This is a genomic window from Thermostichus sp. MS-CIW-38 (assembly GCF_054058415.1).
Genome location: NZ_JBSSAH010000015.1, coordinates 1 through 20159 on the forward strand (window position 1 = coordinate 1; position 20159 = coordinate 20159).

20 protein-coding genes and 1 pseudogene are annotated in these 20159 nt (G+C 59.6%); 8 read left to right on the forward strand and 13 right to left on the reverse strand.

The window, feature by feature from the left end; genetic code table 11:
- Positions 1-73 (reverse strand): annotated as a pseudogene (locus ACVWXZ_RS06990) (IS607 family transposase); the annotation flags it as partial.
- A 188-nt stretch (positions 74-261) separates the two neighbouring features.
- On the opposite strand from ACVWXZ_RS06990, the gene ACVWXZ_RS06995 reads away from it, so the two are divergent.
- Positions 262-1149 carry a leucine-rich repeat domain-containing protein gene (locus ACVWXZ_RS06995; RefSeq protein WP_414349674.1) on the forward strand — a complete coding sequence of 296 codons (888 nt, stop codon included), beginning with the start codon at positions 262-264 and terminating at the stop codon, positions 1147-1149.
- Between the two features lie 13 nt (positions 1150-1162).
- On the opposite strand, the gene ACVWXZ_RS07000 is transcribed toward ACVWXZ_RS06995, so the two are convergent.
- The 4 genes from ACVWXZ_RS07000 to ACVWXZ_RS07015 form a co-directional block, all read right to left on the reverse strand.
- Positions 1163-2341 (reverse strand): DUF3326 domain-containing protein, encoded by a 1179-nt coding sequence (locus ACVWXZ_RS07000; RefSeq protein WP_457482328.1) that lies wholly within the window; start codon positions 2339-2341, stop codon positions 1163-1165.
- 53 nt (positions 2342-2394) lie between these two features.
- On the reverse strand, positions 2395-3930 hold the full coding sequence (gene hemG, locus ACVWXZ_RS07005) for a protoporphyrinogen oxidase (RefSeq protein ID WP_457403143.1): 1536 nt from the start codon (positions 3928-3930) through the stop codon (positions 2395-2397).
- Between the two features lie 118 nt (positions 3931-4048).
- Positions 4049-5437 carry a homoserine dehydrogenase gene (locus ACVWXZ_RS07010; RefSeq protein WP_457403144.1) on the reverse strand — a complete coding sequence of 463 codons (1389 nt, stop codon included), beginning with the start codon at positions 5435-5437 and terminating at the stop codon, positions 4049-4051.
- A gap of 218 nt (positions 5438-5655) precedes the next feature.
- Entirely contained in the window at positions 5656-6447 is a 792-nt protein-coding gene (locus ACVWXZ_RS07015; protein ID WP_457403145.1) for a GvpL/GvpF family gas vesicle protein, read from the reverse strand.
- Between the two features lie 248 nt (positions 6448-6695).
- On the opposite strand from ACVWXZ_RS07015, the gene ACVWXZ_RS07020 reads away from it, so the two are divergent.
- Positions 6696-7343 carry a DUF3318 domain-containing protein gene (locus ACVWXZ_RS07020; RefSeq protein ID WP_457403147.1) on the forward strand — a complete coding sequence of 216 codons (648 nt, stop codon included), beginning with the start codon at positions 6696-6698 and terminating at the stop codon, positions 7341-7343.
- Here ACVWXZ_RS07020 and surE read toward each other — a convergent pair.
- On the reverse strand, positions 7266-8072 hold the full coding sequence (gene surE, locus ACVWXZ_RS07025) for a 5'/3'-nucleotidase SurE (RefSeq protein ID WP_414374912.1): 807 nt from the start codon (positions 8070-8072) through the stop codon (positions 7266-7268). The two genes, ACVWXZ_RS07020 and surE, sit on opposite strands and share 78 nt — an antisense overlap.
- Before the next feature lie 187 nt (positions 8073-8259).
- Between surE and gap the strand changes: the two genes are divergently transcribed.
- On the forward strand, positions 8260-9276 hold the full coding sequence (gene gap, locus ACVWXZ_RS07030; protein WP_011433044.1) for a type I glyceraldehyde-3-phosphate dehydrogenase: 1017 nt from the start codon (positions 8260-8262) through the stop codon (positions 9274-9276).
- Positions 9277-9335: 59 nt separating this feature from the next.
- Here gap and ACVWXZ_RS07035 read toward each other — a convergent pair whose 3' ends face one another.
- From ACVWXZ_RS07035 to dpsA, 5 genes are all read right to left on the reverse strand, one after another.
- Positions 9336-10622 carry an AmpG family muropeptide MFS transporter gene (locus ACVWXZ_RS07035; protein WP_457403148.1) on the reverse strand — a complete coding sequence of 429 codons (1287 nt, stop codon included), beginning with the start codon at positions 10620-10622 and terminating at the stop codon, positions 9336-9338.
- 312 nt (positions 10623-10934) lie between these two features.
- The gene (locus ACVWXZ_RS07040; RefSeq protein ID WP_011433046.1) at positions 10935-11909 is read right to left on the reverse strand and encodes a Gfo/Idh/MocA family protein; all 975 of its coding nucleotides are present in this window, start codon (positions 11907-11909) and stop codon (positions 10935-10937) included.
- Positions 11910-12083: 174 nt separating this feature from the next.
- The gene (locus ACVWXZ_RS07045) at positions 12084-12704 is read right to left on the reverse strand and encodes a (2Fe-2S) ferredoxin domain-containing protein (RefSeq protein ID WP_457403149.1); all 621 of its coding nucleotides are present in this window, start codon (positions 12702-12704) and stop codon (positions 12084-12086) included.
- The gene (locus ACVWXZ_RS07050; RefSeq protein WP_457403150.1) at positions 12688-12966 is read right to left on the reverse strand and encodes an Asr1405/Asl0597 family protein; all 279 of its coding nucleotides are present in this window, start codon (positions 12964-12966) and stop codon (positions 12688-12690) included. The genes ACVWXZ_RS07045 and ACVWXZ_RS07050 overlap by 17 nt, the downstream gene beginning before the upstream one ends.
- Positions 12967-13089: 123 nt before the next feature.
- Entirely contained in the window at positions 13090-13641 is a 552-nt protein-coding gene (gene dpsA, locus ACVWXZ_RS07055; protein ID WP_457403151.1) for a DNA starvation/stress protection protein DpsA, read from the reverse strand.
- 287 nt (positions 13642-13928) lie between these two features.
- Here dpsA and ACVWXZ_RS07060 point away from each other — a divergent pair, with 287 nt between their 5' ends.
- Positions 13929-15191, forward strand: a complete 1263-nt coding sequence (locus ACVWXZ_RS07060; protein ID WP_457482329.1) for a YcjF family protein — start codon at positions 13929-13931, stop codon at positions 15189-15191.
- On the opposite strand, the gene ACVWXZ_RS07065 is transcribed toward ACVWXZ_RS07060, so the two are convergent.
- Positions 15183-16187 carry a glycosyltransferase family 2 protein gene (locus tag ACVWXZ_RS07065; protein WP_414349686.1) on the reverse strand — a complete coding sequence of 335 codons (1005 nt, stop codon included), beginning with the start codon at positions 16185-16187 and terminating at the stop codon, positions 15183-15185. The two genes, ACVWXZ_RS07060 and ACVWXZ_RS07065, sit on opposite strands and share 9 nt — an antisense overlap.
- Positions 16188-16234: 47 nt before the next feature.
- The gene (hslO, locus tag ACVWXZ_RS07070) at positions 16235-17125 is read right to left on the reverse strand and encodes an Hsp33 family molecular chaperone HslO (RefSeq protein WP_414328989.1); all 891 of its coding nucleotides are present in this window, start codon (positions 17123-17125) and stop codon (positions 16235-16237) included.
- A gap of 342 nt (positions 17126-17467) precedes the next feature.
- Here hslO and ACVWXZ_RS07075 point away from each other — a divergent pair, with 342 nt between their 5' ends.
- From ACVWXZ_RS07075 to ACVWXZ_RS07090, 4 genes are all read left to right on the forward strand, one after another.
- Positions 17468-17953 (forward strand): globin family protein, encoded by a 486-nt coding sequence (locus tag ACVWXZ_RS07075; RefSeq protein ID WP_414331342.1) that lies wholly within the window; start codon positions 17468-17470, stop codon positions 17951-17953.
- A 63-nt stretch (positions 17954-18016) separates the two neighbouring features.
- A complete protein-coding gene (gene apcB, locus ACVWXZ_RS07080) occupies positions 18017-18502 on the forward strand; it encodes an allophycocyanin subunit beta (protein ID WP_011433054.1) in 486 nt (161 codons plus the stop codon).
- 166 nt (positions 18503-18668) lie between these two features.
- Positions 18669-18872 (forward strand): phycobilisome linker polypeptide, encoded by a 204-nt coding sequence (locus ACVWXZ_RS07085; RefSeq protein WP_011433055.1) that lies wholly within the window; start codon positions 18669-18671, stop codon positions 18870-18872.
- Between the two features lie 133 nt (positions 18873-19005).
- Entirely contained in the window at positions 19006-20034 is a 1029-nt protein-coding gene (locus ACVWXZ_RS07090; protein ID WP_011433056.1) for an ABC transporter ATP-binding protein, read from the forward strand.
- The last annotated feature ends 125 nt before the right edge of the window (positions 20035-20159 follow it).

Genomic DNA, 20159 nt, shown 5'->3' on the forward strand with positions numbered 1-20159 from the left:
CCCATCGCCTCAAAGTGTGGAGACACACCCCAAAATAATCCGCCGCTTCTCTCGGTTTTACATACCTAGCCATACCAAGCAGCCATACTGAACATGCTATACATTATTTTCAGTATAGTCCAGCGTATCATTGACTAGAGTCATGCTCTTCTACGTCGCGGTTCCCCTGCCCATAGCAACAACCCCGGCGGAGGCGGGACGGAGTAGGATGCTACCTTGGCAAAGATCCTTTGGAGAGCAGGGATGAAGCAGCAGAGGGGAATGGCTCGGCACGAGAGGTGGGCGGTGGGCCTGTTGGCGATCTGGGTTTGGCTGAGCTGGGGGATGGGGGCCTGGTCTGCTCCCCTTTGTCGGGATCCCCTCTTGCTGCGGCAGATCTTGGCAGCTCTGGGCCGTCCGGAGGTGAAGGTAGAGGAGGTGGCCCTTTTTGATTCGGATCAGTGTCTTGTCCAACTGGTGTTGGATCGCCAGGGGTTGAGCGGCTCCTTGCCGCCCGAAATAGGCCAATTTCGCCGGTTGCGAGCCTTGTCCCTCAGCCACAACCAACTTTCCGGCCCCCTGCCGCCCGAGCTGGGGCAACTCAGCCAGTTGGAAAACCTGTTTCTCGACTACAACGAATTCTCCGGCTCCATTCCAGCCGAGCTGGGGCAGCTGCGCAACCTGCGCGGCCTGTTTTTGGATCACAACCAGCTCTCTGGGCCTATTCCCCCCCAACTGGGGCAACTGCACCATCTGGAAAACCTCATCCTGCAAAACAACCGCCTCAGCGGCACCCTTCCCGGCCAACTGGGCCAGATGAGCTCCCTCAAGGGCCTGTTTTTGGATCGCAATCAGCTCTCTGGGCCTATTCCCCCCCAACTGGGGCAACTGCGCCACCTGGAAAACCTCTACCTGTCGGACAATCGCCTCAGCGGATCCCTGCCCCCCGAGCTGGCTCAGCTGAATCAGTTGCGGGATCTGCGCCTGGCACGTAACCAATTCACGGGAGAACTGCCGACCTTTTTGGCAGAACTGCCCCGACTGGAGCGGCTGCACATCGAGGGAAACCCCGGCCTCTGCTTGCCGGCCGCCCTGTCGGAGTGGTTTGCCGGCCTAAACCCGGCGGATCCCCTGCCGGCTCCCATCTGCTCATGGACTCCGTCCCGCTAACGCGACCGGTAGCCTACTGGGACTCCGTCCCGCTCAAGTGCTCCGCACCGCGACCGCGAACGGCGCAAGTGTGGGATCCCAGCTTTTCCGGGGTGGAGGGGGAGAGCCGTAGCGACGACCAGGCCACTCCTGCTCGATGGGCCACCACCACTCCAACCGCCTCTAGATAGGAGGTTACCGATACATGAGGGATCCCCAACTGGCGGGGGTGCACCTGCATCACGGTGGTGTTTTCCTCGACGGCAATGAAAAGCGGAGGACGGGCAAGGACTCCGTCCGTTCGCGTCAGCGGCGGAGCATTGTGGTGGGGTCGCGACAGCGTTGCGCCGCAATAACGGCTGGCCAGGTGCAGCAAGCCAGGCCCCCCAAAGGCAGTGGCCGGGGCAATGACGCTGTCCACCTGCTCTGCTGTCAGGTCGCCCGGTTGGGCGGGATCCCCGCTCTTGACGAACTGGGGAGCGTAGCTGAGGCCCACCAAAACCGAAGGCAAGAAGGTAAACCCCACCTCTTCAGCAGCAGCGCGGGGGTGAACCGGCTTGGGGAAAGTCTCAGGGTAGAAAGCGGGGGCATGGGCACAAGGGATCCGCAACTCCCGCACCACCAGGTGGCTGATCAGGGCTTCGACGCCGGCCAGGGGATCCACCCCCCTTCCCTGCTCGTACTGGCTGAAGTCCAAGTCATCCGGAAAGCGGGCCACCACGGCAATGGCCTCTGCCCCCAGGCGAACCAGCTCCTGGGCAGTCTCCAAGAGAGCATCAGGCTGGGCCAGGGATCCCTGGCTGGCTCCTGAGGGGGAGAAGCTGACGGAAACGCCCAAGGGTTGGCGGGTCAAGCGCCAGGGGCCAATGTTGAGCCCCAAGGTGGCCTGAGCAGCCTGCATCACCTGCAGGTGGCGTTGTTGCAGATCGGGGGGGATCCCGGCATCCAGCACCACCCCAACACAGTTTTGGCGCACTGGCCGCAAATTCCACACCCCCGCACAGAACTGATCCAGGCCGTACCCTTCCACGTACAACACGTTCCCCATCGGCCAAAACAAACTGGCTCCGTTTAACACGTTGGGATGGGTAATGACCCGCTCTGCGGCTGCTGCCAGGGTGCGGGCAACAGGCAGGGCATCCCCGGCAAAACCACCGATGCGGGCACCAATGCCGGTGGGGATGAGCAGGAGGCTGGTGTAGGGATGGCTCATGCTGCTATGTCTACAGCACTCTATGCTGCTACACGCGAACGGGAACCGCACCGCTAACGCCGGACGGACAGGATCTGCTGGGCTAGGGCCTCGGCCCGCCGCACACAATCTCCCAAGGCCACGCCATCCAGGTAGTTGGCACACACCCACACCCCTGGGGTTTGGTCGGCCAGGCTGGCCTGCAATTGGGCAATCCGCTGCCGGTGGCCAAGCGTATATTGCGGGATAGCCTGGGGCCACAGGCGCTCTCCCAGGCGGATGGGTTCGACAGGGCGGGTGAGCAGGATCTGGCTGAGTTCTGCATGCACAATTTGGGCCCGCTCGTCAGGGGAGAGCGCCGTAATGGGCGGGATCCCTTTCTGACAGGCAAAAGCCGCGTCGGTGGCCCCCCCAATGAAGCTGACCAGGCAGTGATAGCCCTGAGGAGCCCGCTCTGGGAAGAGGGAGGAGGCCCAGATGGTGCCCAGGGTGCGCAGGCCCTGAGAGCGAGGGATCAGATGGCCAAACCCTCGCAGCGGTTGGGGGAGGGCTTCTTCTGGATAGGCCAAAGCCACCACCGCCACAGGCGGGTAGGGGATTTCCCTCAGCAGCCGGCTGGCCTGGGGGTTGAGATCCTGCAGGAGGGTGGCAGCAGCGTAGGCAGGGAGGGTGAGCACCACCTGTTGAGCCGCCACCCAGTGGATTTCTTCTGGGGCCGTGTGCTCTGCACCGCTGTCGTGTATGACGAAGCCCACCCGGTAGCCCGTCTCATCCCGCTTGAGATGCACAGCCCGCCAGCCCAGCCGCAGCGCACTGCCCAGTTTCTGGGCAATCGCCTCAGGTAGCTGCTGCAACCCCTGCCGCAGGTTACCCAGTTGGCCCCGCTTGGGAGGAGGCTGGATGGGGGAGTTGGCGCTGTCCTGGTGACGGGTTCGCGGGAGCGTCGCGTAGCGATAACGGCTGCGCAAAGCCTGCACAGCACCGGCAAAGAGGCTGCCGTAGCGTTCTTCCAAGCCGGCAATGCGGGGGAAGGCTGCCAAGGCGCTGAGCTGATCCGGATCCCCGGCATACACCCCTGAGGTGAAAGGTTCGACCAGCCGTTCCACCACCTCGGATCCCAGTTGCCGCTGGAAGAATTGCCGCACCGTTTCCTCTTTGCCCGGCGGTGGCGCGACAAACCCCAACAACCCACGTAAGGCCCGCAACTTGCCGCCCACGCTCAACAGCCGCGAGCCAATTGCCGCAGAAGGGCTCAGGGGCACCGGCAGCAGCGCTTTCTCCCAGTAAACGTAGCGGGGCAACTGGGCATCGGCCAGCACCAGGTGCTCCGCCAAGCCCACCTCGGCAATGAGGTTAAGCAGGGCGGGGACGGGGGTAAAGCTGTTGGGGCCCTCTTCCCAGCGATAGCTGTCTTTGGATTGGGTGGAGATACAGCCCCCCACGCGGGAGCTGGCCTCGGCCAGGAGCAGCGGCTGGGTGGATTCATCCTTGGGGGATAAGCCCTGTTGTAATCGCAAGGCCAACGTTAGGCCACTGATGCCCGCCCCCACCACCACCACCTCAGCCTGCAAGGACTGCGTCCTACCAAAGTGCTCAACAGAAGAGTTCATCTTTTGGGTTCCAACGGGGTTTTCAATCCTCAAGAGTCAAACAATTATGCTCTGAGCCGCTCCCCGTCCCACCAGCGCGTTCGCGTCAGCGGTGCGGAGCATTTTGGATCTATAGCAGCTAGCGCAGCACCCGAAATAGGCTGGGGATCCCGGCCACCTGGGGCAGTTGTTGGATCTCGGCCAGCGCCTGTCGGCAGTCGGCCTCCCGGACGGTGTGGGTGAGAATCACAATCTCCGCCTGCTCTTGGTGACATTCCTTTTGGGTAATGCTCTCCAGGCTAACCCGGTGGCGACCGAAGCAGGTGCCAATCGCCCCCATTACCCCCGGCTGATCCTGGGCCAATACCCGCACGTAAAACTCCGACTCCAATTCCGAGAGAGGGATCAAAGAGGCGGCAGCGGGGAAGCAGGAGAATCCCCACAGCGGATTGGGGGCATCAGCCCCCGTTTGCCGGTGGGCAATCAGGGTCAGCAGATCGCCAACAACGGCACTGGCAGTCGGCCCCCGCCCCGCCCCCGGCCCCGACAGCACCACCTGACCCAAGGGATCCCCCTGCACCAAAACGGCATTGTCCACGCCGTTGATGTTGGCCAAGGGGTGGGTAGAGGGCAGAAGGGTGGGGTGAACTCGGATGTCCAAGGCCATCGTGTTGCTCCGCAACGCTGTCGCGACCGCCCCTTCCCCGTCATCCAAGGGCTCCGCCCCGCTAGCGCGAACAGGATGGGCCCTTGCTGCTCCGCAATGCTGACGCAACTGGGCGATGGCCAAGAGCTTGAAGGTGTAGCCCCACTCGCGGGCATAGCGAATGTCGGTGGGGCTGATGCCGCGGATCCCTTCGCAGGGGATGGCTGCCCGCTTCACAGACACCCCGAAAGCAAGGCTGGCCAAAATGGCGATCTTGTCGGCGGCATCCCACCCTTCCACATCGGCGCTGGGATCCGCTTCGGCGTAGCCGTGGGCCTGGGCCAGGGCCAGGGCTTCCTCAAATGAGCTGGCCGCCTGGGTCATCTGGCTGAGGATGAAGTTGGTGGTGCCGTTCACAATGCCCCAGACCGCCTGGATGTGGCTGGCCTGCAGGGACTGTTGCAAGGGCTGCAGAATCGGGATCCCGCCCCCAACTGCCGCTTCCAAGAGCACCGAGACTTTGGCTTGGGCTGCCGCCTGAAAGATCTCCTCCCCGTGGCGGGCGATCACCGCTTTGTTGGCTGTGATCACCGGTTTGCCGTGGTCAAGGGCTTTTAAGATCAAGGTGCGGGCCGGCTCCAAGCCCCCCATCAGCTCGATGACCACGTCGATTTCCGGATCCGACACGATTTGCTCCAGATTGGTGGTCAGGCGCTCAGGCGGGATCCGCACTTGCCGTGGCTTGTCCAAAGAGCGCACCCCCACCGCCGCAATCTCAACCGACTGCAAGAGAGGATGCCGGGGTTGCTGCAGAATTTGCACAACGCCCGTGCCAACCGTGCCCAGCCCCAATAGCCCAACTCGTTCGCGGTAGCGGCGCATAGCGCTTTAGACCACAACTCTTCCTTTTGCCTGCTGTTCCCGTTAGCGGGACGGAGTCCTTTGCCCTGTGAGGGCTCCGCCTCGCCAATGCAAACAGGAAGCGGACGGGATCCCCTCACCATTATCACGCTTGGATCCACGCTCTGCTAACGCGACCATGATCCGCATGCAGAGCACTTTGTTCGCGCTAGCGGGACGGCGTCCTTAGTTGGGATCTATCACCTGTCGGCCAGGGGATCCCGCAGGGCACGGACAAAGTGATAAGGGGGCAAAGGGGCGCTCCAATCCAGTTGCCAATGGGGGTGCTGAGCCAGCCAGGTTTGGGTGAGCTGAAGGGCGGCTTCCCACTCGGCAGGAGTGAGCAAAAAGTAGAGCCGCAAGGCCTCTCCCGGTTGGGGATCCCCCCTTTGCACAGGCCAGGTGGAAGGCCAAAGCTGCTGTAGGGCTTGCTGCTCCTGCTCTTGCTGCTCTTGGGCTTGTCGTTGCTGGAGATAAGCTTGCTTGCGGGCCAACAGATAGGCCGTCCCGCTCAGGGAGGACTGTGGCTCCGGTTGGGGCTGAGGTTGAACCCTTCCTTTGAGACAGTACTCGGCCCGCCCCCCAATGGCTGCGAGGGCTTGTTCGTATTCCGCTTGCCGGGACAGCAGATGGGATCCCAGCCTTTCTGCTGAGAGGAAGCAGGTGCCGAAGCGCAGGGGCAGCACCGGCATCTGGGCGAACAGCCGGCAGATCACCTGGTCGTGGCGCAGGGCAGAGCGCACCAACACCTCATCCGAGACTTGCAGCGACTCTGGATCCGGCATCGGCTCCACAGCAGCGGCAATTCGGCTGCCTGCCGGGGAGAACACCTGCACCGACCGATGGATCCCCTCGGTTTGCCGGATGAAGGGCAAAAGTTCTGGCGCTGGCTGCGGGAAGAAGGCGTAGGTGTAAAGGGGGCTGTTGATACTCTGCTCATCCCCGTCAGCAGCACGGAGCACTTGGGGTTCTGGCTGAGCTGGGAAGGTCATGGTCTCGGATTTAAGACGAGTAGGTAAGACGGGTAGGCTCGCCTTCCCAGTCTACGCAACCTAGGATTGGGATCTTTGAAACCTACAGGGTTCCACCTATAGAGTTCCACGGCCAGAGTTCCACGGCCAGCCTGGAGATGCGATAGACTAACCTCGCATCGGTTCTGCACAGGCTGGGGTGTCTGGGGCCGGAACAGGGCCTGTTTTTAGGCGGGCTCCCCACCCCAACCCCCCCAACAGGTGAGGCCATGACCAGCCGCCCAGATTTCCAACCCTTCGAAAAAGAAGAAACCGAACGGTTGCGGGATCTGCTCCCCGCTTCTTTCCGACCCTTGATCACCATTGTTCCCCACTTCGGGGGCGAAGCCCTGCTCATCTCCCGCCGCAAAGCCCCTTGGCAGCCCCAGGGCACAATTGCCATCGATTTTCGCCGTTGGCAAGGGATCCCTCAGCCGCAGCGGGATCTGTTGTTTCTGCGGGAGGTGGGATGGCTGGGCAACCGCAATTGGTTGCAGCCGGGGTTTTACCAATCGCTGGCCTTGATGGGGGGCATCACCACTGTTGCGGAGCTCTCTTTGCAGCACCCCTTTTCCGCTCTGTTGGCAGGTGGCATTACAGCTCTCTCCGTCCGGCAGATCTGGCAAAACCTGAACCGGGAGAGCGCCCATTTCGACGCCGATGAATTTGCCCTGCGCCGTGCTCAGTTTCGCGGCTACACCCGACAGGAGGCCGCTCAACACCTGGCAGATGCCATAGAACAGGTTCTGAAGCTGGATCCCACCGTTCGCGACAGCGGCGAAGCATCTATCCTGACGGCGCTACGGCTGCAACGGCTGAGAACCATTGCCCGCAACCTGGCTTCTACCCCCCCCAGCGGAAACGCCTGGTCGCGTTAGCGGGACGGAGTCCTTGGCCAGTTGCACTTGGGTGATGGCCACCCGACCGGAGAAGCAGATGTCGGTATCGGTTTGGGGATCCCGAGCGCGCTCCGCATAGCGGCCCTGATAGCGAAACCACAGCGACTCTGCCCCATTTCCCTCGGCTTCCACCGCATAATCGAGCGGCAGGGGTTGGGTGCAGAGGGGACAATAGACCCGCTCCGGCAGAGGGGATCCGGCGGGCAAGTGAGGCAGGTTCACATTCCAAAACGCCCCCCTGGGCAGGGGTTGTTCCATCAGCTCCGCCAAGATTTCCCGCGTCCACCGCTGGGCTTGCTCCCAGTCGATGGGTTGGCCCCCTGCTCGGTATTGGGAAATGGCAATTCCCGGGATCCCGCGCATCGCCGCTTCCCGTACCGCCGCCACCGTTCCCGACAGATACACATCCGATCCAAGATTTCCCCCCTCGTTGATACCGGAAAGCACCCAATCCACCGCTGGGGCCAGCTTGAATAGGGCCACCCGCACACAGTCGGCAGGGGATCCCTCGACGGCAAAGGTGCGCTCGCCGCGGGCCAAGGCTCGAAAAGGTCGCCCCGTCGTCACCTGGTGGCTGCAGCCGGAAATCGGTTGGTGGGGGGCCACAATCCAACAGTGTTCTTCCGGGATGAGGGCGCTGAGGGCCAACTTGAGGTTGGCCAGCCCGGCAGCCTCGATGCCGTCATCGTTGGTCAGCAATACCTTCATTCCTACTTTTCCCTTCTGCCGGCAACTTCTTGGGTGAGTCCTTTTGCAAGTCCCAGTGGCAAATCTGGAGATCTTGGGTGCAAAAGCGATGTGGATCCCGTTCTTCTTTTACCCTATCCCTAGGGGGGCAGCGTCTCCCATGCCGCGTCCCCTGATCCATCGTATAAACTGATACCGGAGGATTGCGATGACCACACGGGTAGCCATTAACGGATTTGGTCGCATTGGGCGGGCCTTCCTGCGGGTGCTGCTGTCTCAGCCAGCTCCAGAGCTGGAGGTGGTGGCAGTCAATGACCTGACCGAACCCGACAACTTGGCCTACCTGCTCCAGTTCGACTCGGCCTATGGGCGCCTTCCCCAAACCGTGAGCGCGGTGGACGGGCATCTGCAAATCGGCAACCACCTGAAAGTCCGAGTTTTGGCAGAGCGGGATCCGGCACAACTGCCCTGGAAAGATCTGGGGGTTGACCTGGTGGTGGAATCAACCGGCTTGTTCACCAAACGAGAGGGGGCGGCCAAACACCTGGAAGCCGGGGCCAAAAAGGTGATCATCTCTGCTCCCGCCAAAGGCCCCGACTTGACGGTGGTGATGGGGGTCAACGACGACCAATACGACCCGGAGCGGCATCACATCGTCTCCAATGCTTCCTGCACCACCAATTGCTTGGCGCCGCTGGCTAAGGTCTTGTTGGATCGCTTCGGCATCGAGACCGGCTTTCTCACCACTTGCCATGCCTATACCGCCACCCAGGCGATTGTGGATCGCCCGGATCCCAAAGATTACCGGCGGGGCCGCTCAGCAGCAGTGTCGATCGTGCCTTCCACCACCGGGGCCGCCACGGCAGTGGCCGAGGTTTTGCCCGCCCTGAGAGGGAAGATGGATGGCCTGGCGCTGCGGGTGCCCACCTTGACCGGCTCGATTGTGGACTTTGTGGTGCGTACCGAGCAGCCCATCACCAGAGAAGCCGTCAACCAAGCCTTTGTCGAGGCTGCAGAAGGCCCGCTGCGCGGCATCCTGGCCATTGCTCCACCGGAGATCGTCTCGGCGGATATCGTCGGGGATCCCCACTCTTCCATTGTGGATTTGGGATCCACCCTGACCTTAGGGGATCGCACGGTGAAGGTGCTCTCCTGGTATGACAACGAGTACGGCTATGCGGCGCGGCTGGTGGATCTGGCGGCCAAAATCGGGGCTGCGCTGTAGGCGGCCATCCTTGTTGCGTTCAAGGCAAGGCTATTAGAACCGGATTTGCGGTGGGGCAGTTACGGTTCAGATGCGGTTGTGGCCGGGGTTGCAGGCGATGAAGGGGGGCCGAGCCACAGCAGGATCACCATTGCCGGAGCGGCTGTCATCGCCGTGATCAGATAAAACAAAGGCCAATTGACTGCAGCCGCCAAATAGCCTGACACAGCCCCGGCCAAGGTTCCCCCCACGGCAAACACACTGGTGAGCAAAGCATACTGAGTGGCACTAAATTGCCGGTCGCAGAGGCTCATCAAAAAAGCCAGAAAAGCAGCCGTGCCCATGCCCCCGGCCATGTTGTCGAAAACGGTTGCCCCCACCAGCAGCGGATAGTTTTGCCCCACCAACCCAATCGCTCCCAGGCCCAAATTGCCGATCCCTTGCAAGGCTGCGAAAATGAACAGACAGCGGTAGGTGCCGATGCGGCTGACCCACTCCCCCCCCACAAAAGCCCCAGCCAAGGTGGCCAACAAGCCTATCCAACTGCGGATAATGCCCAGATCGCTGGTGCTAAACCCCGTCTGCAACAAAAATGTGGGGGTCATTTGCCCTGCCAAGCTATCCGGCAACTTGAAGCAGACCACAAACAGCAGGATCGCCCAGGCCAAGCGGTGCCGCCAAAAAGATTGAAACGGCTCGAGGATAGCCGACCGCAAAGAGGTAGGCTTGAGGGCGCTGTTTTCCGGCTCAGGGGCCAAAAACGAGGTAATCAACCCGATCAACATCAGCAGCGCCATGATCCCGTACACCTGCCACCAGGGCAAATAGTCCGCCAAGATCAAACTCACGCCACTGCTGACCAACAGCGCGATGCGGTAGCCAAATACGAAAATCGCTACCCCTGCCCCCATCTCCCGCTCTGCCAAGATATCGGTACGGTAGGCATCCACCGCGATGTCCTGAGAGGCGCTCAAAAAAGCCACCAGCAACCCCACCAGAAAGATCGGGCGGGTGAAAACTGTGATGCCCGGCCAAGTCTGGGCCAGCTCTTCCCATCCCAAGGCTTCCAGCCAGGTTTGGGTCGGATCCTGAAAACCCAGTAGCCCTATGCTGAGCAGCAACAGCACCTGGGTCAGGGCCATCCACCCCCGCCGTCGACTGCCCCGCAGGGATCCCGGTGCCGGCAACAGAAATCGATCCAGAACAGGCGACCACAAGAACTTAAAGGAGTAGGGCAAATTGAGCAGGTTAAACAAGCCGATGGCAATGGTGGTCAAGCCCGCTTGGGTCAGCCAAGCATTCAAGGTGGTGTTGATCAGCAGCAGCGGCAAACCCGAAGAAAACCCCAACAGCAGCAGAACGCCCATCTTAGAGCTGCCGTAGACGCCCAACATCCGCCTCAAGACGCTTGCCCCCGCCTCAATCATGACTAGCCCTCCCCGCCATCCTGTCTATTTTCAGGGATCCCTGTATTGCCAGTATGGTCATTTCAATTAAACTAGGGCACTGCACCCACACCTAAAACTCTGAGTGCAGCAGGCTATAGGGCTTTTCAAGGACTCCGTCCCGCTGGCGCGATCAGCAGCCCAGGCGTCTCACCTTAACCTGAAATGACCATAACATCCCAGTGAAACTCCCCATTGCGTAGCTCCCCTCTCTCAAGGGGAGAGGGACTTCCCTTAGGGCCAATCCTGAACGCAAACCACCTGCTGGGTTTGGGCAGATCGCTCGGCTGCCTCGGCCACCGCCAGGGCGTGGAGCATGTTTTCAGTATGGATATAGAGGGGTCTGCCGTGGCGCAGGTGATCCAGCACCATGCGGGTGTCTTGCTCGAACAGGCCGTGGCGGGATCCCGTCTCTAGAGGGTGGGCGCTGCCGGGCCGCAGCAACGTTGCCTCTTCGCCGTTGATCAATAGGCCCCCCCGTTGACCGTGGAACTCCAGTAGCCGCTGCGAGCACCACAGGGAATCCCCCTTGCCATAGGTCAACACCGCCAGCAACCCACTGGCAAAACTCAGCTGGGCTGTGCAGTAGCAACTGCTGTAGCGGTGGGGCAGATCCGGCCCGTCGTAGCGCAGTTGGCAGCTCACCCGTTCTACCCTGCCCAACAAGTCCACCAAGCGGTGGATGCGAGAAACGGCCCCCATGAGGGGGAAGCCAAACAACTCAGGCCGATAGGTCCAGCGATCGGGGGCGGGGTGGGTGGCGGTGAGAGTGATGTAGCGAACGGCAAACAGCTTGCCCAACCCTTCCAGCTCTTGTTTCAGCAACCGGTGAACGCCGCTAATTAGCTCGATGTGTTCGACGTGCAGCAGCACTTGCCGCTCGGCTGCCAATTGCACCAAGGAACGCGCTTCGGCAGCGCTGAGGGCGAGGGGATATTCCACGACGGTGTGGATCCCTGCCTCCAGAGCAGCACGGGCAATGGCGGCATGATCCCGATTGATGGTGCTGACAAAAACCAGATCCAGCCGCTGCTCGCCCAACAGAGAAGACCAGTCCGAATAGGCGACGGCCCCCAACTCGGCGGCAAAAGCATCGCTCCGGTCGGGAGCTCGACCGGCAACAGCGACAATCTGCACTTGCCCATCTTTGCGCAAGGCCTCGGCCCGTGAGCGAGCTGCGTAGCCGGTGCCGATGATCCCCACCCGCAAGGTTTGTTCCCTCCCCTAGCCTGCCTCTGTCTGTAGCATCACACAGGAGGGATCCTTTGTACCACCCGGCAATCTGGATCTCGCTCCGCCTAGGTTTGCCGGAAAACTCCTGCTGCACCCTTTGATTTTGTGCCTACCTCACAGAGCTGTTCGCCGGTGGGGATCCCATGGGCGTTAGGAAGAAGCTGCTGCTTCAACCTCTTGGGGTTGCGGCGAGGAAAGCGGAAAATGCCGCTCCAACAAAGCCGGGATCCCTTGGGGGGAAACGCCGCTATAACGAGCCTTGTCGGGCATAAACACCACATGGGGGCCCCGTTTACAATCTTTCATGCAGCCCACCCCCTGCACGCAAATCGAACCGGAGTAGGCGGCCAAGTGGGCGTTCAGGGCTTGCATCACCGCTCCGGCCCCACGCCGATAACAGTCGGATTTCTGGCAGACCAGCACCTTACCTTTGACCTTTGGGACAACCGGCTCCGTCTCACCCCCGGAAGCTGGAGCTGTCGTCAAAGACATACCCTCCGCCTTCTCTCCGAGGGGAACCACCCGGTAAAGCACCCATTTTTCTCGCCCTTTGTGCAGATCCACTTCTCGCTCCCCCGAGATCTGCACCGCATCGCCAGGTTTGAGGGTGCGGTAAAGGGCAGAACGCAGGGGCTTGGGGATCTTGCCGGAAAAAACGTCCGCTCCGGCTTGCCAACGCAGGTACTTGAGCTTGCCGTCTTTATCGGGAAGAAATCCCAAAAACCGGCCTTCCGACTCAAACGGGATCCCTTGCTTAGGGAACTTGCTCATCTTGACCCCCAGCCTCTGTGTTGAGCTGCCAACAAACCTCTAGGCCATCCAATAACTCCTGTCGCCGCGCTGTGTGCTGACGGATCACACTGCGCACCTGTAGAACGGCCAACGGAGTACTCACCTCCACCCGCAGACGGCCATCTCCCGTACAAACTGCCGGGATCCCCAATTCCATCAGCCGCCGACCAACGCGCCAGCGCTCGCCCAGAGGAATATCCAAAAGATAACCGCGCTCAGAGTCCAGAAAGGCGGGGTTCATGGCCGGGATCAGCACCTCAGAGTAAAGAATAGTGAAGAGATGAAACAAATTCTCAATAGCTTTTCAAAAAAAAGCCAGAGGTCGGAAACCAGGCAGGCTCAAGCCCACCTGTGGACCTTCTGGCTAGGCTCTGCCGTTCATCAAGCCGAACACCAGGCTGTCGTTGGCCAGGAAGTGATGGAGATGGAAGGCGCGATCCTCTGTCTTCAACAGGATTTGCTCGTAGAGGTAGCGGGTGGCCCGATCCCCAAGGCTCTCCGCCTGGGCTGCCTGCCGCCGCAGCAGATCGATGATGGCCTGCTCTGCCGCCAGGTCGTTCATTAACATTTGCCGTGCCTCAAAAGCTCCATCTGGCTCAGGGGTAAAGCAGCAAAGCTGGGCCAAGGTGGCAAAGCTGGCTACCGGCACACCTCCCAGCCCTTCTAGGCGTTCTCCCAGGTCGTGGACATGCTCCCTCGCCTGCTCGTAGTGATCTTTGAAGAGTTGGTGCAGCGGATAGAACTCAGTGCCTTCTACCACGAAGTGATGCTTCTGGTACTGCAAGTACAGCCCCTGGAAGCTGGCCAGCAGGGCGTTCATCCCCTCGCAAACCGGCTGGGTTATCTCAGTGCCAAGCAAGACAGGATTGTCGCGCACGCTGTTGAAAGACTGGCGCAGGGTTGAAGTTTCGGACATAAAACTCTCCAGCACAAGTTAAAAGGAGCTGTGAATCCTAGAGCGCCCGCCACAACGGGCCTGGGATCCCTGGGTGTTTGCCTCCAAATCTAGCATAGTGCAGAAAATGGCTCTTGTGAATAACTCTCAATAAACCCGTTGTTGCGGATCCCTTTGGAGTGGGATCAGGGCGCAGACAGATTGGCTCTTGGCTAGGTCAGTCTCCGGTATCGGAAGAAACTTGGCAGTAGGATCCGCCCTGAACTACCTTTGTGGGGCTATCGGCCTTAGGGGAAGAAGCAAGAAGCATGTCTCAGAAAAGCCCATCCTTCTTAGAGAAACTGACTGACCTAACCCGCCAAATTGTTGACCGTGCCCGAGGCATCCCAGAAGCTTCTGAATCTCTCGAGAAGCCAGAAGCCTTTAAGTCTTTCTGGAATTCGGTGTCTCAGATACTACAGAAGGACCTCCTAGAGGCGCAGACAGAGTTGGGCCACTGCAACATCCTGGTCATTGGCAAAAACGGGGTGGGCAAGAGCACCTTGGTCAATGCAGTGTTTAGAGATGAGCTGTCCCGTACCGGTGTTGGCAGCCCCGTCACCCGCCACATTCGTCAGTATTCCAAGCCAGGTTGCCCAATCACCATCTACGATACACCTGGCATGGAACTAGACGGTGAACAGAATCAGCAAGTTCGCCTGGAGGTTTCCCAGCTTATCGAGGAGCTGCGCTTTAAGGATCCTGAACATCACATCCATGTTGTTTGGTACTGCCTCCACCACGAACTGAAGCGGTTGGAGGAAGTTGAACGCAAATGGCTAAAGGAGTTGGAACTCAAAGACGTTCCCGTCATCTTGGTCTTAACCCAATGCTTGGAATATCCCAATCCTGAAGAAAGCGAGTTTTTCCGGTATTTGCAGCATCAAAATTTGCCTGTCCGCTACATTGTTCCCGTTTTGGCCCGCAACAAGGCGATTAACCGGCAAATTACCATTCCTGCCCACGGGCTGGAGCACCTAATTGGCTGCACGCTAGAGCTTTTGCCGGAAGTGGCTCGCCTTGCCTTTATCCGCCAGCAATTGCTGCGGGTGGATCTCAAAGCCGAGGCTGCCTTTAAGTACGTATCAGGCTATGTGGCCAGTGCAGCGTTTATCGGGGCAGTGCCCCTTCCCTTTGCAGATGCCCCTCTGTTGGTTACAGCCCAAGCAGGCATGATTGCCAATATCAGCTTTATTTTTGGCTTCGAGGCTTCCCCTTCTTTTTACTACTCTTTGATAGCCGCTTTGGCAGGCACTACAATTACAACAGCAATCGGGCGAACGATTGTGTCCAACTTGCTGAAGATGATTCCCGGCTCGGGGATTGTAGGCAGCGCTATCCAATCCACTACGGCAGCCACCCTCACTCTCTCTCTGGGCCTGGCCTATATCGAGCTGATGAAGGCCATCGCCCGCGCCAAAATCCAAGGGATCCAGCTATCTCCAGAAGAGATGAAAGATATCTTTATACGCGAGTACCAAAGTTATGTTGCCTCGGGATCCAAAACTCTGAAAGATGACTTTTCATCCTAGCTTTTGCGTAGGTACTGAATCTAGGGCAGGGGAAGGTCGTGGGGTCTCAAACCCAAAGGTGCCATCGACCAGGTAGAGGGGGCGGCCTTTCACTTCTTCAAAAACGCGGCCTAAATACTCGCCAATCACGCCCAAGCTGATCAGCTGGATCCCGCCCAAAAACAAGATCATCACCGCTAAAGAGGCATAGCCAGGTACATCGGAGCCAAAGAGCAAGGTGCGGATGATGAGAAAAAGGCCATACAAAAAGGCTGGAACCGAGATCGCCAACCCTATGTAGCTCCACACCCGCAACGGCCAAGAGCTAAAAGAGGTGATGCCTTCTATGGCTAGGTTCCACAGCCGCCAGTAGTTCCACTGGGTTTTGCCGCGAAAGCGGGGGGCGCGATCGTAAAAAATGGCCGTTTGCCGGTAGCCCACCCAGGCAAAGATCCCTTTCATAAAGCGGGTGCGCTCTCGCAGCTGTTTAACTGCCTCCACCACCTGCCGATCCAGCAGTCGAAAATCCCCCGTATTGCGCGGGATCCGCACCTGGCTGAGTTGATCAATCAACCAATAGAAGCCGTTGGCTGTAAAGCGTTTTAGCCAGCTCTCCCCGCGGCGGCTGCGGCGCACCGCATAAACCACCTGATAGCCCTGCCGCCACTGCTGCAGCATCTCCGGGATCAGCTCCGGCGGATCTTGCAAGTCGGCATCGATGGGAACAACAGCTCGACCAGAGGCGTGATCGAGGCCGGCAGTAAGGGCGATCTCCTTGCCATAGCAACGGGAAAGGTTCACCACTTTGATACGGGGATCCCGACGATGGAAGGCAATGAGCTTTTCCAGCGTGTTGTCTTGGCTGCCATCGTTGACGCAGATAATCTCGTAGGGGATCCCCAGCGGCTCCAAGGTAAGTTGCAGGCGTTCGAACAGGTGTTCCAGGTTGTCCGCCTCATTTTTGCAGGGGACAACAACCGATAATTCAACCAACTCAACCGGGGGCTCAGACAACATCGAGAGGTGTCAGAATCGGGATCCCGTAGTTGGCCATCATTGTGCCATCAGGGGGTGGCCGACATCTCCGCCACAATCGAGCGCAGCTCGTCTTCCGAGATGCGGTAGACCTCGTTGCAGAATTGGCAAACCGCTTCTGCCCCCTTGTCGGTGTGGATCATATCGAGCAACTCGTCCCGCCCCAGCATGCGCAGGGCCCCCTTCACTCGGTCGGAATTGCACTTGCAGTAGAAGCGGATGGTGCGCATTTCCGGCGCAATTTTCAGATCCAAGTCGCCCAGGCAGATTTGCAACAGCTCCCGCAAGCCGCCGCCACCAGCCAACATCGGGCTAAATTCTTCCACTTTGGCCAAACGGGCCTCCATCTCTGGGATCAGACTGGCCGGCGCCCCTGGCATCAGCTGCAACAACACTCCGCCGGCGGCGCGTACCCGCTGTGAGTCGAGATTTACTCCCAGAAGGACTGCCGAGGGAATCTGCTCTGAGGAGGAGAGGTAGTAGGTGATGTCGTCTCCCACCTCTCCCGAAACCAGCTCCACCGCGCTGGTGTAAGGCTGGCCATACCCCAGATCCCGCAGCACATGGAGGTAGCCATAGCGCCCAACGGCTTGGCCCACATCCAACTTGCTCTCGGCAGTGAGAGGAAGCTCAATGGCGGGGTTGCTCACATACCCGCGTACCGTGCCATCCAAGCCGGCATCCACCCAGATGTTGCCCAAGGGGCCATTCCCTTTCAGTTGCAGGTTAATCCGCGCCTGGCGTCGCTTCAAGTTGGCCGCCAGCAACAGGGCTGCGCTCATGGCCCGCCCCAAGGCCACTGTCGCCACATAGGAGAGCTTGTGCCGCTCCCTTGCCTCTTGTACCGCCTGGGTGGCCACCAAGCCCACCACTCGGATTTTGCCTTCTGCCGCCGTGGCCCGGATGAGGTGATCCGGCAGAGATGAGGGCGTACCCTCAGAAATACCTTTCGCTCGCTTCAATCGTTCTGACCCAGAGGCATCCGTCATCGCAACCTCAACGCATGTCTTAAACCAAGCCTGCAGGGATCCCCTGGCGACTCAGCCTTCATTCTAAGTGAGTCTAAGTGAGATTGTAGCCCCTCTCTTGCCGGACTTTGGGGAGGGAACTGCCCTGTCGGGGCGGGAATGGGACTGTCCCTTTTCTGGGAGAGATTTTAAGAAGTGTGAAGATCTGAGATGGCAGACGGCAAGCATATCGGAAAATAACTTGCGGGTATGCTCGTCATACTCTTTAAAAAATCGACTTGAGGATGGATATCCATGAGTGTTGTTACGAAATCGATTGTGAACGCGGACGCGGAGGCCCGCTACCTCAGCCCGGGGGAACTGGATCGGATCAAGTCCTTTGTTGCCTCGGGTGAGAAGCGGTTGCGCATTGCTCAAGTCTTAACCGAGTCTCGTGAGCGCATCGTCAAACAAGCTGCCGACCAGCTCTTCCAGAAGCGCCCTGACATTGTCTCTCCGGGGGGCAATGCCTACGGGGAAGAGATGACGGCGACTTGCCTGCGGGATATGGACTACTACCTGCGCCTGATCACCTATGGTGTCATTGCCGGCGATGTCACCCCAATCGAAGAGATCGGCCTGGTGGGTGTTCGCGAGATGTACAACTCCCTGGGCACACCCATTCCGGCGGTGGCCGAGAGCATTCGTCAAATGAAGCAGGTGGCCATGGGTCTGCTCTCTCCTGACGATGCGGCTGAAGCCGGCTACTACTTCGACTTTGTGGTGGGGGCAATGAGCTAATCCCTCATTGTTTTTGCCGCACAACCCTTTGCTGTTCGTCGATTTGGATTTAGGAAGCTCATCATGCAAGACGCAATTACTGCTGTAATCAACAGCTACGATGTTCAAGGCAAGTATCTGGACAGCTCGGCCATGGAGAAGTTGAAAGCCTTCTTCGCCACAGGCGAGCTGCGGGTGCGGGCGGCTGCCACCATCGCGGCCAATGCCTCCACCATCGTCAAGGATGCTGCTGCCAAGGCGTTGCTGTACTCTGATCTCACCCGTCCTGGCGGCAACATGTACACCACCCGTCGCTATGCTGCCTGCATCCGCGACATGGACTACTACCTGCGCTACGCCACCTACGCCATGCTGGCCGGGGATCCCTCCATTCTGGACGAGCGGGTGCTGAACGGGCTCAAGGAGACCTACAATTCCCTGGGAGTGCCCATTGGGGCAACCATCCAGGCCATCCAAGCCATGAAAGAGGTAACTGCCGCTCTGGTGGGTGCTGAGGCCGGCAAGGAAATGGGGGTGTACTTCGATTACATCTGCTCTGGCCTGAGCTAACTCCCGGCGTCATTGCCTCAGGGGAGGTGCATTCTTCAACGAGCACGGCGGGCGATTTGCCACAGGGATCTGGTGTGCTAGCTGAAGTACGCGAGCTTTCTGGGGTGAGTCGCCTGTTTTGCTGGTCAAGATAGCCCATTTTGTTGTTGAGCGGGGATCCCATATCATGCGCATGTTCAAGATCACGGCCTGTGTGCCCAGCCAAACCCGAATTCGCACCCAGCGGGAGCTGCAAAATACCTACTTCACCAAGCTGGTGCCCTATGAGAACTGGTTTCGGGAACAGCAGCGCATCCAGAAATCGGGTGGCCGCATCCTGAAGGTGGAGCTGGCCACGGGTAAGCCTGGGATGGACGTAGGACTGCTGTAGTTCCCCTATTCGTTCGTTGCTTTCCCTCGGATACTGAGAAATAGCCCTCTGCAGATCCGGTATGCCCAGCTCTGGAAGCTCTGTTCTTGGGGTTGGGGTAGCGGATCTGGCCGTTTTGTAGGGGTGGGGGTAGATGTTGCCTGATGTGCCGACCCGGTTGGAGCCAATCATCGCTGCCCACAACCTGAGCAAGGTTTACCCGGTGGCCGTCAAGGATCCCGGAGTGGTTGGCACCCTGCGCCACTTTTTTCGCCGCACCTATCGCCACATCCCGGCGGTGCAGTCCGTGAGCTTTCAAGTTCAGCCGGGGGAGATGGTGGGATTTTTGGGGCCCAACGGGGCGGGCAAGACCACTACCCTCAAGATGTTGACTGGTTTGATCTATCCGTCCGGCGGCACGGTGCAAGTGGTGGGTCATGTGCCTTACCGCCGGGAGCCGGCGTTTTTGCGGCAGATCACCCTGGTGATGGGGCAGAAGCAGCAGCTCATTTGGGATCTGCCGGCAATGGACTCTTTGCGCATCAACGCTGCCGTTTACGAGATCCCTGAGAAGGAGTTTCGGGAGCGGGTGGGGGAGCTGGCGGAGCTGCTCGACCTAGAAAGCAAGCTGAAGCAACCAGTGCGCAAGCTTTCCTTGGGGGAGCGGATGAAGGCGGAGCTGTTGGCGGCTCTGTTGCACCGCCCGCAGATCTTGTTTTTGGACGAGCCCACCTTGGGGTTGGATGTCAACGCCCAGGCCGGCGTGCGGCAATTTCTGCGGGATTACAACCGCCGCTATGGAGCAACGGTGCTGTTGACCAGCCATTACATGGCCGATATTACTGCGCTGTGCCAACGGGTGCTGGTCATCAACGCGGGGCAGCTCATGTACGATGGCGACCTCGAGGCATTGCTGGAGCGCTTTGCCCCCTACCGAGAGGTGAGGTTGAAATTGGCTCGCCCTTGCCCTGTTGCCCAACTGCAGCTCTATGGAGAGGTGCGCACGGACGGGGATCCGGGCAGCTGTGAGGCGCGGCTGTGGGTGCAGCGGGAGCAGCTCACCCAAACGGTGGCCAAGCTCTTGGCAGAGCTGGATGTGCTGGATCTAACGGTAACCGACCCGCCCATCGAGGAAGTGATCGGGCGGGTGTTTGCGGATGGGATCCCTTCGGCCAGCCCATAGGGTCATTTGCAACAGGGTTAGGTTGAGCGTGGGCTCCCTTCTTCCCCAAGAGGAGAGGGGCTGGGGGTGAGGGTCAGCAGCGAAGGATCCCAGCTTTGTTGGAAACGACTGGGATTCCCTAACCC